Origin of the sequence: Serratia proteamaculans, assembly GCF_008830365.1 — a bacterium.
Lineage (GTDB): Bacteria > Pseudomonadota > Gammaproteobacteria > Enterobacterales > Enterobacteriaceae > Serratia > Serratia proteamaculans.
Genome location: NZ_WBKI01000004.1, coordinates 269,301 through 285,395 on the forward strand (window position 1 = coordinate 269,301; position 16,095 = coordinate 285,395).

General features: G+C 56.1%; 12 protein-coding genes and 2 pseudogenes. 11 read left to right on the top strand and 3 right to left on the bottom strand.

Annotated features, from left to right (window positions below; genetic code table 11):
• Positions 1-72: 72 nt before the first annotated feature.
• The 3 genes from parC (at position 73) to ftsP (ending at position 4,871) form a co-directional block, all read left to right on the top strand.
• Complete coding sequence (parC, locus tag F8R23_RS17125; protein ID WP_129937288.1) at positions 73-2,346, top strand: DNA topoisomerase IV subunit A; 2,274 nt, start codon at positions 73-75, stop codon at positions 2,344-2,346.
• Positions 2,347-2,585: 239 nt separating this feature from the next.
• Positions 2,586-3,323: a 1-acylglycerol-3-phosphate O-acyltransferase gene (locus tag F8R23_RS17130; protein WP_129937289.1), complete on the top strand. Its 738-nt coding sequence runs from the start codon at positions 2,586-2,588 to the stop codon at positions 3,321-3,323.
• Between the two features lie 132 nt (positions 3,324-3,455).
• On the top strand, positions 3,456-4,871 hold the full coding sequence (gene ftsP / locus F8R23_RS17135) for a cell division protein FtsP (RefSeq protein ID WP_099063281.1): 1,416 nt from the start codon (positions 3,456-3,458) through the stop codon (positions 4,869-4,871).
• On the opposite strand, the gene F8R23_RS17140 is transcribed toward ftsP, so the two are convergent.
• Complete coding sequence (locus F8R23_RS17140) at positions 4,868-5,788, bottom strand: LysR family transcriptional regulator (protein ID WP_269814076.1); 921 nt, start codon at positions 5,786-5,788, stop codon at positions 4,868-4,870. The two genes, ftsP and F8R23_RS17140, sit on opposite strands and share 4 nt — an antisense overlap.
• A gap of 149 nt (positions 5,789-5,937) precedes the next feature.
• On the opposite strand from F8R23_RS17140, the gene xapA reads away from it, so the two are divergent.
• From xapA to F8R23_RS17155, 3 genes are all read left to right on the top strand, one after another.
• Positions 5,938-6,759: a xanthosine phosphorylase gene (xapA, locus tag F8R23_RS17145; protein ID WP_085119244.1), complete on the top strand. Its 822-nt coding sequence runs from the start codon at positions 5,938-5,940 to the stop codon at positions 6,757-6,759.
• Positions 6,760-6,840: 81 nt separating this feature from the next.
• Positions 6,841-8,100 (top strand): nucleoside permease, encoded by a 1,260-nt coding sequence (locus tag F8R23_RS17150; protein WP_151415843.1) that lies wholly within the window; start codon positions 6,841-6,843, stop codon positions 8,098-8,100.
• 229 nt (positions 8,101-8,329) lie between these two features.
• Positions 8,330-10,495 (top strand): YgiQ family radical SAM protein, encoded by a 2,166-nt coding sequence (locus tag F8R23_RS17155; RefSeq protein ID WP_129938874.1) that lies wholly within the window; start codon positions 8,330-8,332, stop codon positions 10,493-10,495.
• 62 nt (positions 10,496-10,557) lie between these two features.
• On the opposite strand, the gene F8R23_RS17160 is transcribed toward F8R23_RS17155, so the two are convergent.
• Positions 10,558-11,163 carry a transglycosylase SLT domain-containing protein gene (locus tag F8R23_RS17160; RefSeq protein WP_099063302.1) on the bottom strand — a complete coding sequence of 202 codons (606 nt, stop codon included), beginning with the start codon at positions 11,161-11,163 and terminating at the stop codon, positions 10,558-10,560.
• A 92-nt stretch (positions 11,164-11,255) separates the two neighbouring features.
• A pseudogene (locus F8R23_RS17165) lies at positions 11,256-12,104 on the bottom strand (ROK family protein); the annotation flags it as partial.
• Between the two features lie 107 nt (positions 12,105-12,211).
• On the opposite strand from F8R23_RS17165, the pseudogene F8R23_RS17170 reads away from it, so the two are divergent.
• From F8R23_RS17170 to F8R23_RS17195, 5 genes and pseudogenes are all read left to right on the top strand, one after another.
• Positions 12,212-12,358, top strand: a pseudogene (locus F8R23_RS17170) (hypothetical protein); the annotation flags it as partial.
• Between the two features lie 291 nt (positions 12,359-12,649).
• Complete coding sequence (locus tag F8R23_RS17180) at positions 12,650-12,961, top strand: PTS sugar transporter subunit IIB (protein WP_085119233.1); 312 nt, start codon at positions 12,650-12,652, stop codon at positions 12,959-12,961.
• A gap of 86 nt (positions 12,962-13,047) precedes the next feature.
• Positions 13,048-14,367, top strand: a complete 1,320-nt coding sequence (locus F8R23_RS17185) for a PTS sugar transporter subunit IIC (RefSeq protein ID WP_099063310.1) — start codon at positions 13,048-13,050, stop codon at positions 14,365-14,367.
• Positions 14,364-14,693 carry a PTS lactose/cellobiose transporter subunit IIA gene (locus F8R23_RS17190; protein ID WP_099063311.1) on the top strand — a complete coding sequence of 110 codons (330 nt, stop codon included), beginning with the start codon at positions 14,364-14,366 and terminating at the stop codon, positions 14,691-14,693. The genes F8R23_RS17185 and F8R23_RS17190 overlap by 4 nt, the downstream gene beginning before the upstream one ends.
• Positions 14,690-16,093 carry a GH1 family beta-glucosidase gene (locus F8R23_RS17195; RefSeq protein ID WP_112347017.1) on the top strand — a complete coding sequence of 468 codons (1,404 nt, stop codon included), beginning with the start codon at positions 14,690-14,692 and terminating at the stop codon, positions 16,091-16,093. The genes F8R23_RS17190 and F8R23_RS17195 overlap by 4 nt, the downstream gene beginning before the upstream one ends.
• Positions 16,094-16,095: the final 2 nt, after the last annotated feature.

Genomic DNA, 16,095 nt, shown 5'->3' on the forward strand with positions numbered 1-16,095 from the left:
TTACTATCGCGGACAGAATCAACCCTTTGTCGTCCAGGGATTGCCAAGCCACGGTCTGAGGATAATTGAGTAATGAGTGATCTGACTCATGACGGTGTAGAGCGTTTACCGCTGCACACATTCACTGAAAACGCCTATCTGAACTATTCCATGTACGTCATCATGGATCGGGCGTTGCCGTACATTGGTGACGGTTTGAAGCCGGTACAACGCCGCATCATCTACGCCATGTCTGAGCTGGGGCTGAACAATAGCGCCAAATTCAAAAAATCTGCCCGTACCGTGGGTGATGTGCTGGGTAAATACCATCCGCACGGCGACAGTGCCTGCTATGAAGCCATGGTGTTGATGGCGCAGCCATTCTCTTATCGCTATCCGCTGGTAGACGGCCAGGGGAACTGGGGGGCGCCGGATGATCCTAAATCCTTCGCCGCGATGCGTTATACCGAATCCCGCCTGTCCAAATACGCGGAGGTGCTGCTGGCCGAGTTGGGTCAGGGGACCGTTGACTGGGTGCCAAACTTTGACGGCACCATGCAGGAGCCGAAGATGTTGCCGGCCCGCCTGCCCAACATCCTGCTGAACGGCACCACCGGTATCGCGGTGGGTATGGCTACCGATATTCCGCCACACAACGTGCGTGAAGTGGCCGCAGCTGCAGTGGCGCTGATCGACAAGCCAGGCGCTTCGCTGGAAGAGTTGCTCGAGTTCGTACAGGGCCCGGACTACCCGACCGAAGCCGAGATCATTACCCCGCGTGAAGAAATCCGCAAAATTTATCAGAACGGCCGCGGTTCGGTACGTATGCGCGCCGTCTGGAATAAAGAAGACGGCAGCGCGGTGATCACCGCCTTGCCGCACCAGGTTTCTGGCGCCAAGGTGCTGGAGCAGATTGCCAGCCAGATGCGCGCTAAAAAGCTGCCGATGGTCGAAGATCTGCGTGATGAATCCGATCACGAGAACCCTACGCGGCTGGTGATTGTGCCACGCTCCAACCGTATCGATCTGGATCAGGTGATGAATCATCTGTTTGCCACTACCGATCTGGAACGCAGCTACCGCATCAACATGAACATGATCGGTCTGGACAACCGCCCGCAGGTGAAAGGGCTGGTGGAAATCCTCACCGAGTGGCTGGCATTCCGTCGCGATACGGTACGCCGTCGCCTGAATTACCGTCTGGAAAAAGTACTGAAACGCCTGCACATCCTGGAAGGTTTGCTGGTGGCATTCCTCAATATCGATGAAGTGATCCACATCATCCGTAGCGAGGACGAGCCCAAGCCGGTGCTGATGCAGCGTTTTGGCATTTCCGATACTCAGGCCGAAGCGATCCTCGAGCTGAAACTGCGCCATTTGGCGAAACTGGAAGAATTCAAGATCCGCGGCGAGCAGGATGAGTTAGCCAAGGAGCGCGATCAACTGCAGGCGCTGCTGGCCTCTGAGCGCAAGCTGAACACCCTGATCAAGAAAGAGATACAGGCCGATGCGCAGGCTTATGGCGACGATCGCCGCTCACCGATTACCGAGCGTGCAGAAGCCAAGGCGATGAGCGAGCACGATTTTGTGCCGTCGGAGCCGGTGACCATCGTATTGTCTGAAATGGGCTGGGTGCGCAGCGCCAAGGGCCACGATATCGATCCAAGCGGCCTGAGCTACAAGGCCGGTGACAGCTACCGCAGTGCGGCACGCGGCAAGACTAACCAGCCGGTGGTGTTTATCGACTCCACCGGGCGCAGCTACGCACTGGATCCCCTGACGCTGCCTTCGGCACGTGGGCAGGGCGAGCCGTTGACCGGCAAGCTGACGCCACCGCCGGGTGCGACCATTGAGCAAGTGCTGATGGCCCCTGACGACCAGAAATTGCTGATGGCCTCCGACGCTGGCTATGGCTTCGTCTGTACCTTCAACGATCTGGTGGCGCGTAACCGTGCCGGCAAGGCAATGATTACTCTGCCGGATAATGCCAAAGCGCTGGCACCGATGGAAATCCACGGTGACGATGACATGCTGCTGTCGATCACTGCCGCCGGGCGCATGCTGTTCTTCCCGGTTGCCGACCTGCCGCAGTTGTCGAAGGGCAAGGGTAACAAGATTGTTTCTATCCCGTCGGCCCAGGCCGCAACCGGTGAAGACAAGCTGACATGGCTGTTCGTGCTGCCGCCGCAAACCTCTGTGACCCTGCACGTGGGTAAACGCAAGCTGACGCTGCGTCCGGAAGATTTGCAGAAATTCCGCGCGGAACGTGGCCGTAAAGGTACCTCACTGCCACGAGGCCTGCAGCGAATCGACCGCGTAGAGGTCGATGCTCCGGCGCGTGCGCCTACCGGCGACAGCGAAGAGTAAGCTTGTAACGGCAGGATAACCCCTCGGGCGCAGCATGCTGCGCCCGCTTTATTTCCCGCCGGCGGCAATTATTTTCAAATAGTTAACATTTCCCGGCATAAAATTATTGTGCGTTTCGGCGGCTGGCGGGAAAATAGCAAAAAAAGGCAGGGAGGTTTTCGAACCCTGCAATCAAAGAATGAGTAAAGGGATCTGCGCAGCGTTTCAGGCTGCGCCGGCAGTGTGCTAATGAGGTTGTTATGTTATTAATTTTACGTGCCGTGCTCGCCACCCTGTATTGTCTGCTGGTGTGCATTTTCGGTTCTATTTACTGTTTATTTTTCCGTCCCCGAGATCCCCGCCATGTGGCGACGTTCGGTCATTTGTTTGGCCGCCTGTCCGGGCTATTTGGTCTGAAAGTGGAAGTCCGCGTGCCGGCCGATGCAGCCAAAAATGGCAACTGCATTTATATTGCCAACCACCAGAATAACTACGATATGGTGACGGCCGCCAAAGCGGTACAACCACGTACCGTGACCGTGGGTAAAAAAAGCCTGCTGTGGGTCCCGTTCTTCGGCCCATTGTATTGGGTGACCGGTAACTTGCTGATTGACCGTGATAACCGCGCCAAAGCGCACGGCACCATTGCCCAGGTGGCCGAACAGTTTAAAAAACGTGATATTTCGGTCTGGATGTTCCCTGAAGGCACCCGCAGCCGCGGACGTGGGTTGATGCCCTTTAAAACCGGTGCATTCCACGCGGCTATCGCTGCCGGGGTGCCGATTGTGCCAATCTGCGTCTCCACCACCAGCGGTAAAATTAATCTTAACCGTTGGAATAACGGTCATGCGATCGTAGAGGTGATGGAGCCGATCGATATCAGCAATTACAGTAGAGAAAATGTGCGTGAGCTGGCGGCACGTTGCCATGAGCTGATGCTGGCGAAAATTGCCGAGCTGGACGCGGAAGTTGCCCAGCGCAATGCGGCCGGAAAATAATATCCCTACCGGCTTCAAAGAATGAACTTTTAAACGGCGTCAAACGCCGTTAGCGACTGGGCTCCTGCTAATCTGATTAACAGGGGCCCGGTTTTTGCACAGGGTTTAATCATTTCTTTTCATGGAGAAAATATGTCACTCAGTCGACGTCAGTTTATTCAGGCATCGGGCTTGGCGCTGTGCGCAGGAGCCGTGCCGCTGAGGGCTGAGGCGAGCGGAATGCAGACCCCATTACCTATTCCCCCGTTGCTGGAGTCCCGCCGCGGTCAGCCGCTGTTTTTAACCTTGCAGCGCGCCCACTGGGCATTTATGGATAATCGCAAGACGTCGGTGTGGGGCATTAACGGCATGTACCTTGGGCCGACGGTGCGGGTTTACAACGGCGATGACGTCAAACTGATCTACAGCAACCGCCTGCCAGAGCCGGTGGCGATGACCATCAGCGGTCTGCAGGTGCCGGGTACCCTGACCGGGGGCGCGCCGCGCATGATGTCTCCCAACGTTGACTGGTCACCGGTGTTGCCTATCCGCCAGAGTGCGGCTACCTGCTGGTACCACGCCAGCACGCCCAACCGCATGGCCCCGCATGTTTACAACGGCCTGACCGGGCTGTGGCTGGTTGAGGATGAAGTCAGCAAGGCATTGCCGCTGCCGAACCACTATGGCGTTGATGATTTCCCGTTGATCATTCAGGACAAGCGGCTGGATAACTTCGGCACACCGGAATATGACCCCCCGTCGCAGGGCGGCTTTGTCGGCGATACGCTGTTGGTTAACGGTGTACAAAACCCCTTTGTCGAAGTCTCACGCGGTTGGGTGCGCCTGCGTCTGCTTAATGCTTCCAACTCACGTCGCTACATGCTGCAACTGAGTGACGGTCGGCCACTAAACGTGATCTCCAGCGATCAGGGTTTCCTGCCGGCACCGGTAGCGGTGCAACAGCTTTCGCTGGCACCGGGTGAGCGCCGCGAGGTGCTGATCGATATGTCGAAAGGTGATGAGGTGACGATCAGTGCCGGTGAAGCTGCGGGCATTATGGATCGCCTGCGCGGCCTGATTGAGCCTTCCAGCATCCTGGTTTCCACCCAGGTGTTGACGCTGAAACCGACCGGTTTGCTGCCGCTGGTAACCGACAATCTGCCGATGCGTTTACTGGCGGATGAACTGCTGGACGGCAGCGTTAGCCGCACCCGCGAATTCCGTCTGGGCGACAGCCAGGCGGGGATCAACGGGGCCGTCTGGGATATGAACCGTATCGATGTACAAACCCAGCAGGGCAGTTGGGAGCGCTGGAATATCCATGCGGATACGCCGCAGGCGTTCCATATTCAGGGCGTACGCTTCCTGGTGAAACGGGTCAACGGCGCGCAGCCGATGGCGGAAGATCGCGGCTGGAAGGACACGGTATGGGTCGACGGCGACGTCGAGCTGCTGGTCTACTTCAATCAGTCCACTTCGGAGCATTTCCCGTTCCTGTTCTACAGCCAAACGCTGGAGATGGCGGATCGCGGCAGCGCAGGCCAGTTTATGGTGCAGCCTGCGCTTTAAGTTGGTTGCAGAGGCTTATCCTGGGGAGCCGCACGCAGCATCTCCAGAAACGCCAGCACCACCGGCGTTGCGCTGTCGGCATGATAAATGGCGTACAGATCCGCTGACGGTGCCTGCTGCAGCGGGCAAAAACGCACGCCGGGCCAGGGAATACGGCCGTAACTGTCCGGCAGCAGCGTGATGCCATAGCCTTCTGCCACCAGCGCCATCAGGGTTTGCGGTTCGTTGACCTGATAGGCGATATCCGGTTTGAAACCCTGCTGTAAACACAGGTTATGCAGATACAGGCCCAGGCTGGCCTCGTGCGGCGGCAGCACAATGAATTTTTCATGTCGCAGCGCGGCGAGCGGCAGGCTTTCAGCCTGCGCCTGCGGGTGGTCCAGCGGCAGCACCACCGCAATATTCTCCCGGGCCAGCAACTGGCTCGCCAACCCCGGCAGTACCTGCTGCCTGGCCTCGCGCCAAACACCAATATCGATATGACGTTTTTGCAGCGCAGTGATCTGCTGGCTGGGTGTCAGCTCGTTTAACGCCCAGGTGACGTTGGCCGCTTGCCCGGCAAAGCGCTTCAGCGCCGGTATCAGCCCACCCCAAACCGAAGTGCCGACCATGCCAACCACCATATGCCCGGCCTCGCCACGGCCCAGTTGTTGCACCTGGTTCAGCGCATGCCCGGCCTGATCCAGCAGCATTTCTACGTTTTGCAACAGCGTGCGGCCTGCCAGCGTTAGCGCCATCGAGCGGGTGGTGCGTTTGAACAGTTCCACGCCCAGCTGGCTCTCTAGCTCTTTGATGTGTTTGCTGAGCGGCGGTTGCGAAATATTCAGCCGCAGTGCCGCCTGGGTGAAGTTCATCTCCTCCGCCACCACGCGGAAATAATGCAGCAGACGGAAATTAATCCGGCTGGGATCGGGCAGGGGTTTGGGCTGTTTGATGCTGATGATGACCTCCTGTGGCTACCAATTTATAGGTAAATGGAATAAATCGGCGGCCAATAATGTATTGGTCGCCGCTGCTCCTCGCTCTCTACTATGGGGATCACCTCCCCCTCATAGAAGAGAATACAATGTTTAATCAAGAAGATGCTTTTTCCTGTGCTGAAGTGATCCGCACCCGACTGCCGGGCTTCCAGCCGCGCGCTGCTTTGATTCTGGGGTCCGGGCTGGGCGCACTGGCGGAGGTGATGACAGACACTCTGACCATCGACTACGCAGAGCTGCCAGGGTTCCCCGTCAGCAGCGTGGTGGGCCATGCCGGGCAACTGGTTGCCGGCTGGCTGGAGGGCGTGCCGGTATTGTGCATGAAGGGGCGCGGCCACTATTACGAAGGTCGTGGCATGCAGGTGATGACCACCGCCGTACGCACCTTCAAGCTGCTGGGCTGTGAATTCCTGCTGGCCACCAATGCTGCCGGTTCTTTGCGCCAATCGGTGGCACCGGGCAGCTTGGTAGCCCTCACCGATCACATCAATTTTATGCCTGAGTCGCCGCTGGTTGGCGATAACGACGAGCGTTTTGGCCCGCGTTTCTTCAGCCTGGCCAACGCCTATGATCGCGAGCTGCGCGGTCAGTTGGCTCAGGTAGCGGAAAGCGTGGGCATTCCGCTGGCAGAAGGGGTATTTGCCGCTTACACCGGGCCTAACTTCGAAACTCCGGCTGAAATTCGCATGATGCAAACGCTGGGTTGCGACGTGGTCGGCATGTCGATCGTGCCGGAAGTGCTCTCGGCGCGTCACTGTGGGTTGAAAGTGCTGGTGGTGTCCGCGATGACTAACTACGCCGAAGGGCTGTCGGATACGCCGCTGTCCCATGAGCAAACGCTGAGCTGTGCAGCGCTGGCGGCCGAGGACTTTATGCGCCTGATCCGTGAGTTCTTCAAAACGCTGTAATGCTGTAAAACCCCTCGCGGCAGGGGGCGGGATCCCTGCCGTGCGAATCATCGTTTTAATCAGAATAATAAGGTGATGGTGATGGCAATAAAAACGCGACTGAAGGTGATGGTCTTTCTGCAGTTCTTTATCTGGGGAGCCTGGCTGGTCACGCTGGGATCTTACATGATTAACACCCTGCATTTCAGCGGGCTGCAGGTGGGTATGGTATACAGCGCCAAAGGCATCGCCGCGCTGATTATGCCGGGGTTGGCGGGCATTCTTGCCGATCGCTGGATCAAGGCCAATTACCTGTATGCGCTGTGTCATCTGCTCGGCGCGGGTGCACTGTACTGTGCCGCCCAGGTTGAACAACCGATGTTGATGTTTTGGGTGATGCTGTTCAACGCCATGGTGTATATGCCGACCATTGCGCTTTCCAACGCCATTTCCTATTTTTGCCTGGAAAAGCACGGTTACGATACGGTCAAGGATTTCCCGCCGGTGCGGGTGTATGGCACCGTCGGTTTTATTGTGGCGATGTGGCTGATCGGTTTTAGCCGAATTGAACTTAGCAATATGCAACTGTATCTGGCCTCCGGGGTGTCTCTGCTGTTGGCCGGTTATTCGCTGACGCTGCCGAATTGCCCGACCAGTAAGGTGGAAAATTCGAAAAGCTGGTTCAGCGTGTTGGGGCTGGATGCACTGGTGTTATTCCGCCAACGGCGCATGGCATTGTTTTTCCTGTTTGCCATGCTGTTGGGGGCGGCACTGCAGGTCACTAACACCTTCGGCAACCCGTTCCTGCACGATTTCGCCAATAATCCGCTGTATCAGGACAGCATAAGCGTCAGATACCCGGCGGTGCTGTTGTCACTGTCACAAATATCCGAGGTGTTTTTCATCCTCACCATCCCGTTCTTCCTGCGCCGATATGGCATCAAACAGGTGATGCTAATCAGCATGGCGGCCTGGACGCTGCGTTTCCTGTTCCTGGCCTATGGCACCCCGATCGGTTTCGGCTTTGTCCTGCTGCTGCTTTCGATGATCGTCTACGGCTGCGCCTTTGATTTCTTTAATATCTCCGGGGCTATCTTCGTGGAGCAAGAGGCGGATCACCGTATTCGTGCCAGTGCGCAGGGGCTGTTTATGACCATGGTGAATGGCATTGGCGCTTATCTGGGGGCGATTGCCAGCGGTGAAGTGGTGGATTTCTTCACCCATAACGGCGTTAAAGACTGGCAGAGTATCTGGTTGATCTTCGCTTTATATACGCTGGTACTGGGCGTGATTTTTGCGCTGACCTTTAACTATCAGCATCGGCCGGAGGAAAGCCCTGGCCCAATACAGCGGGCGCATTAAAAAATATGGGCGCATATCGTTTGTGCCCATTTTAGTTCTGTTGGCGGATATTACGTTTTAGCCTGCAACCCCCATAAATCAGTGGTTTCAAATCTCATCAGCCTCCAGCCTCCAGCCTCCAGCCTCCAGCCCCGAGATGTGGCTGATGTGTGAAATAACCATGCTCTTTTTGCCACTAGTGCGTATAATCGCCGCCCGGCGATTAATTAACCTGTGAAAGAGCACCAGAATGAGCACGACCAGCCTGATCCAACCCGACCGTGAATTGTTTTCCTATAAGCCTTATTGGGCCGAATGTTATGGCACCGCGCCGTTTTTACCGATGTCGCGCGAAGAGATGGATCAACTGGGCTGGGACAGCTGCGATGTGATCATTATCAGTGGTGACGCCTATGTCGATCACCCAAGTTTTGGCATGGCGATTATCGGCCGCATGCTGGAAGCGCAGGGCTTTCGCGTGGGCATCATTGCGCAGCCGGACTGGAGCAATAAAGAAGATTTCATGCGTTTGGGCAAACCGAACCTGTTTTTCGGCATCACCGCCGGCAACATGGACTCGATGATCAACCGCTATACCGCTGACCGCAAACTGCGCCACGATGATGCCTATACCGCCGGCAACGTGGGTGGCAAGCGTCCGGATCGCGCCACGCTGGTTTACAGCCAACGCTGTAAAGAAGCTTATAAAGATGTGCCGATTGTACTGGGCGGCATTGAAGCCAGCCTGCGTCGCATCGCTCACTACGATTACTGGTCGGATACCGTGCGCCGCTCGGTGCTGGTGGATTCCAAAGCCGACATGCTGATCTACGGCAACGGTGAACGTCCGTTGGTGGAAGTGGCACACCGTCTGGCTGCCGGCGAAAAAATCAGTGAGATCCACGATATCCGTAATACCGCAGTGATGCGCAAGGGCGCATTGCCAGGCTGGACCGGCGTGGATTCTACCCGTATGGACAAACCGGGCCGCATTGAGCCTATTCCCAACCCTTACGGTGATGACCTGCCGTGCGCCGACGGCGGCAAGCCGGAGCCGGAAGCCAAGCCAGTCACCGTGCGTGCTGCCAAGCCGAAGCCGTGGGAAAAAACCTACGTGCTGCTGCCGTCCTTCGAAAAGGTGAAGGCCGACAAGGTGCTGTACGCGCATACCTCGCGTATTTTACATCATGAAACCAACCCGGGCTGTGCCCGTGCGCTGATGCAGCCACATGGCGACCGCTACGTGTGGATCAACCCACCGGCTATCCCGCTGACCACGCCGGAAATGGACAGCGTGTTCGCCCTGCCGTACCAGCGTATTCCGCATCCGTCCTATGGCAAGGAAACCATTCCTGCCTATGACATGATCCGTTTCTCGGTCAACATCATGCGTGGCTGTTACGGCGGCTGTTCATTCTGTTCGATCACCGAGCATGAAGGGCGCATCATCCAGAGCCGTTCGGAAGACTCTATTATTCGTGAAATCGAAGAGATCCGTGACAAGGTGCCGGGCTTTACCGGCGTGATCTCCGATCTGGGCGGCCCGACGGCCAACATGTACATGCTGCGCTGCACCAACCCGCGCGCAGAGCAGACCTGCCGCCGCGCCTCGTGCGTGTATCCGGAAATCTGTACCTACATGGACACCAACCACGAGCCGACCATCAAGCTGTATCGCCGTGCGCGTTCGCTTGAGGGCATCAAGAAGATCCTGATCGCCTCAGGGGTACGTTACGATCTGGCGGTAGAAGATCCGCGCTATATCAAAGAATTGGCTACCCATCACGTGGGCGGTTATTTGAAGATTGCTCCGGAACACACCGAGGAAGGCCCGCTGTCGAAAATGATGAAGCCGGGCATGGGCAGCTACGATCGGTTTAAACAACTGTTTGATCATTACTCCAAGCTGGCGGGCAAAGAGCAGTACCTGATCCCGTATTTCATCTCTTCGCATCCGGGTACCCGCGATGAGGATATGGTGAACCTGGCGCTGTGGTTGAAGAAAAACCGTTTCCGCCTCGACCAAGTGCAGAACTTCTACCCATCACCGATGGCCAACTCCACCACCATGTATTACAGCGGTAAAAACCCGTTGAGCCGGGTTGGTTACAAGAGTGAAGATGTGGTGATACCGAAGGGTGATCGTCAGCGTCGCTTGCACAAGGCACTGCTGCGTTATCACGATCCGGCCAACTGGGCGATGATCCGTACTGCGCTGGAAGAGATGGGCATGAAGCACCTGATCGGTAGCCGTCGCGAGTGCCTGGTGCCGGCGCCAAGCATTGACGAACAGCGTGAAGCCAAGCGCTTGCAGCGCCATACTCGTCCGGCGTTGACCAAGCACACTGACATCACCCGTCAGCGTACGCCGTCCAATAAGCCGCCACGCAAGCCGATCCGTAACAGCAAACCCTAACGGCCAGATCAGGCGCTTAAACGAAAAGGAGAACCCCCGGGTTCTCCTTTTTTGCTTTTGAATCACAATTGTTCGTAGGCGGCTTCCACTTTCATCAAATGGCGTGGCGCCTGCGAGGAAGGATGGTATTTACGGACATGCCAGTTAAAGGCTTCCGGCGACAGATTGTTAATCATTGAGATGGCTTGTTGGCGGTTACTGGAGAAGGTCCGCAACAGTGCACCGGTGCCATTTACGTAGGCGATGATGGTGGCGTAACGCATGGTGACAGGATCCTCGATCCCTTTAAGCTGCTGTTTTTGCAAGGTGGCAATATAGGCGGCACCGAGATCGATATTGGTATCGGGATCCAGCAGATCGTCTTCATCCGGGCAACCGCGTTTTCCTTTATAGCGATAGGCATCGCAACCGGCGGTATCGGCTTTCAACTGCATTAAACCGATAGCATTTGACCGGCTGATGGCTGCCGGGTTAAAGCCGGACTCCACCTTGATCATCGCGGCGATCAGTTTTTGGTCGACATCGTATTTATCCGCAGCATCTTCAATCGCATCATCAAAAGCATGAGCATCGTAGCTGGTGCGTGGTTTTTTGCTGGAACAACCGGCCAGGATCAGCATCAGGCAGACAATGCCTGCGCGTGACCAGCCTCGTAGAGTGGGGTTCATGGTGCTCCGTCTTGTTTTTGCTGGGATAAAGTCGGGCATCATAGCATTTCCGTCAGTGCCTGTTCGACATACAGATAACCTATCCCCATCACCTGCTGTGCCCAGGGTGTGACTTTGAGCTGAATGCGGGCCTTTTTCTTCAGTGCCGACAGCGAAGCGATAGTTTCCAGGCAGCCGTAGCGGCCACAGGCGCAGAGGCTGCCATCAGGATCAATAATGGTATGGCCAATCTGACCGCTGCCAAACAGGCTGCCCCGGTAAATCTGCTGATTAATCACGAACGAGGATCCTATGCCGTAATCGACGTTAATCACGCAGAAGTCCTGAAGATTGGCGTTATTTTGCCACTTTTCCGCCAACCCCAGCATCACGCAGTCGTTATCCAGCAAAACCTCGGTCTTCAGACGTTCTTCCAGCAGGTATTTTATCTCTACCGGACCTTCCCACGGGGCCTGCTGCATGCGCTGCGATACCCCGGTCAGCGGGTTGACCTGGCCGTGGATCGACAAAGCGATTTTTAGCGGCATGCCCTGCTGGCGGCTGTGCAGATGGTAGATCTGCACTATTTCCTGCAGCATCGCCTGCGGCGTGGTAGCGACAATCGGCAGTGGGGTGAAGGTGCTGCAAGGTGTCATCAGGCCGTCGACCACGATGCTTTCAATCAGATAGGGGGAGACGTTCAGACACAGAATACGTTGCCCGGCGGCGGCGATGCGATAGCTGCCGCCTCCCAATCCGCGGCTGTGCAGGTTATGTGGGTCATGTTCTACCCGCTGCTCTTCCTGCAGCTCGTCGAGGATTTTGCCGACCGCAGGAATAGACAACTGCGAAAGCCGCGCCAACGTCGACTTGCTGGCAACCTTTTCCCGATACAGCAGCGCGCACAGCACCCGTTTATTAAAATTGCGCACCCGCTGGTTGTTCAAACCTTGCAATGCCATTCATTAAACTCCGTTTACTGTATTGCGTGATGGTAGCGCATAAAGTCAGCAATTCTGTCATCTGGACTGCCTGAAACGCAATGTTCAGTATTTTTAGAGAGGAAAGCATGCACGGGACAGTCAAGGTTTGGCAAGAACAGGTTGAATTACCCACCTCCGGTACCGGTGAGCAGGACTCGCACCCGATGTTCCTGGAAAACCGCGTCTATCAGGGATCTTCCGGCGCGGTCTACCCCTACGGCGTGATTGATACCGGGTTATCAGTTCGAATTCTTCTGCCTGGAACCGATGTCGCATGCCGCCAATGCGCATAACATGGCGGAGCTGGGTGGGCTGCGCCGCCTGGCTAAAGGTGAGAGCTTCAGCCAGGCCATGCTGCTCAGTTATTCAGCGCTTTAAGTCCGAAAATTAAAATTCGGATCTCCTTCACAGAACCCGTTTAAACCCTGCAACCGGTTACTGAAACCGGTTGCTGTTTTTTCATTTTTGAAACCATACTCATTCCTCAACTGACCCATTTGCGTTTATTGGCTACAGGAGAACGGATGAAAAAAATATTCTTATGCTGCGCCGCTGGAATGTCGACCAGCATGGTCGTCAATAAAATGAAGAAGGCTGCCGAACAGCAGGGTATTGAGGTGGATATTATCGCCGTGGGTATTGAGGAGTTTGAAACCACGCTGGCGAATTATCAATGTTGTCTGCTTGGACCGCAGATTAAATATAAGCTGGCCGATTTTAAAAAGATTGCCGACAGGGAAAATAAACCGATCGCGGTGATTAACAGCATGGATTACGGCATGATGCGCGGCGATAAAATTCTCGCCGAAGCCTTAACGATGATCGCACAACACTAATCCCAGCGGGGCCGCCTGCTGCAGCCTGTTGCCGCCGGCTTTCTCGCCCTGTGACCATTGACTCAGAACGTCCCGAGGGTTGAACCATGAGTATCAGCCAGGCCGCATTCAATTTTATTGAAAACCGTATCAGCCCGATTGCCGGTAGGCTCTCGACCCAGAGACATATTATGGCGATCCGCGATGGCTTTATTTCCGCGATGCCATTTATGATTGTCGGCTCCTTTTTATTGGTCTTTGCCTACCCGCCTTTTTCCGCCGACAGCAGTTGGGGAATAGCCCAATGGTGGCTGGGGGCGGCAGAGAAACATCAGGTGGCGATTCTTACCCCGTTTAATATGACCATGGGGATCATGTCGATTTATATTACTGCCGCCATCGCTTATAACCTGGCGCAGAGCTATAAGCTCGATCCCTTTATGGCGGCGATGCTGGCGCTGATGTCGTTTTTACTGGTCGCCGCGCCACAGACCGAAAAGATGCTGCCGACCGCCGCGCTGGGGGGCGTGGGGATCTTTACCGCCATTCTGGTGGCGGTCTACACCACCGAACTGATCCGTTTTCTCAAACTGCACAATATTGGTATTTCGTTACCAGAACAGGTACCGGCCAAGATCAAACAGTCGTTCGATCTGTTGATCCCGATCCTGGCGGTAGTGATCACTCTGTACCCACTCAGCCTGCTGGTGCAGCACCAGTTTAATTTACTGTTGCCGCAGGCGATCATGGCATTGTTCCAGCCGCTGATTTCCGCCGCCGACTCGCTGCCAGCGATCTTGCTGGCGGTGTTGATCGGCCACCTGTTGTGGTTCGCCGGTATTCACGGCGCGGTGATCGTCTCTGGCATGCTACAGGCTTTCTGGCTGACCAATCTGGGCATCAATCAGGATGCGTTGGCTGCTGGCCACCCGATGCCGCACATCTTTATGGAGGCTTTCTGGACCTTCTTTATCGTCATCGGCGGATCTGGCGCCACCTTTGGGCTGGTGCTGCTTTATCTGCGTAGTCGTTCGGCGCACTTGCGGTCGATCGGTAAGCTAAGCCTGGTGCCGAGCTGTTTCAACATCAATGAACCGGTGATCTTCGGCACGCCGATCGTCATGAACCCCACCTTCTTTATCCCGTTTATTACTGCGCCGATCGTCAATTCGATCATTGCCTATTCGGCAGTGAAGCTGGATCTGATCGGTCGGGTGATCTCGGTGGTGCCCTGGACCGCACCAGCACCAATTGGCGCCGCCTGGGCTACCGGTTGGGATTTCCGAGCCGCGCTACTGGTGCTGCTGTTGGCGGCGGTATCGGCGTTGATCTATTACCCGTTCTTTAAGGTCTATGAGCAGCAGTTGCTGGATCAGGAAGTGAGCGAAGCGGATCAGATTGAACAGACACAAGGAGTCACCGAATGATCGACATGGAAACGGCGGTAATGGAATTGATCATCAACGCCGGTGAGGCGCGCAGTTGTGCCATGCAGGCGCTGTACGCGGCGCGAAAGTATCAGTGGGATCAGGTAGATATTCTGCTGGCAGAATCGCAACTGGCGGCGAAGCGCGCTCACGCCACCCAGACCGAGCTGATCGGTTTTGACGAGGGGGAAGGCAAGCTGCCGGTCAACCTGATTATGGTGCATGCGCAGGACCACATCATGAACGCCATGCTGGCGCGCGATCTGGTGGAGGAGCTGGTGAGAATTTACCGATTACTGGAGCAGAACGGGGTGCAAAATCAATGAGCGTTTTTCCGAAGGATTTCCTGTGGGGCGCGGCGACCGCCTCTTATCAGGTTGAGGGCGGCTTTGATGCCGATGGCAAGGGCCTGTCCAACTGGGATCTGTTCTCCCATCTGCCGGGCACCACTTATCAGGGTACCAACGGCGACGTGGCGGTCGATCACTACCATCGCTTCCGCGAGGACGTGGCGCTGATGGCCGAGTTGGGGATGCAGACCTACCGGTTTTCAATCTCCTGGCCACGGCTGTTGCCACAGGGGCGGGGCGAGGTGAATGAAGCCGGGATCCAATTCTATAGCGATCTGATCGACGAACTGTTGAAGCACAATATCAAGCCGATGATCACCCTGTACCACTGGGATCTGCCGCAGGCGTTGCAGGACGCGTTTGGCGGTTGGGAATCACGTGAGATCGTTGATGCGTTCGATGAATATGCCCGCCTGTGTTATCAGCGTTTTGGCGATCGCGTCGAGCTGTGGTCCACCTTCAACGAAACCATTGTGTTTATCGGCATGGGCTATTTCACCGGGGCGCACCCGCCCAAGCTGACCGATCCGAAAAAGGGCATTCAGGCTTGTCATCACGTGTTCCTGGCCAATGCCCGCGCGGTGAAAAGCTTCCGTGAAATGAAGATCAACGGTCAGATCGGCTTCGTCAATGTGCTGCAACCGAACGATCCGATCAGCGATTCGCCAGAAGATCGCCGTGCCTGTGAGATCGCCGAGGGGATCTTCACCCACTGGCTGTACGATCCGGTGCTGAAGGGCGAATACCCGGCGGAGCTACTGGCGATGGCGCAGCAGGCCTTTGGCGTGCCGCATTTCGCGCCGGGAGATGAGGCGTTACTGAAGGACAATATCGTCGATTTTGTCGGCCTGAATTACTACAAGCGTGAAATGGTGGCCCACAACGACGACGTTGAGGGCTATGCCATCAACACCAGCGGCCAGAAGGGCAGCGGGCGTGAATTGGGTTTCAAGGGGCTGTTTAAACTGGTGCGCAACCCGAAGGGGGTCTACACCGACTGGGACTGGGAGGTTTATCCGCAGGGGTTGACCGACGCCATTGGCCGCATCGTCAAACGCTACGGCAACATTCCGATCTACATTACCGAGAACGGCCTGGGTGCCAAGGATCCGATCGTCGGGGGGGAAGTGCGCGATCAACCCCGCATTGACTATCTGCGCGATCATATTCAGGCGATCGGCGCGGCGATCGAGCAGGGCGCTGATGTGCGCGGTTACTACCCCTGGTCGTTTATTGATCTGCTCTCGTGGCTCAACGGCTACCAAAAGCAGTACGGCTTTGTGTACGTCGATCACGACAACAATTTGGCACGCAAGAAGAAGCAAAGTTTTGGCTGGTATCAGCGGGTGATCGCCACCAACGGCGAGCAGTTGTAGCG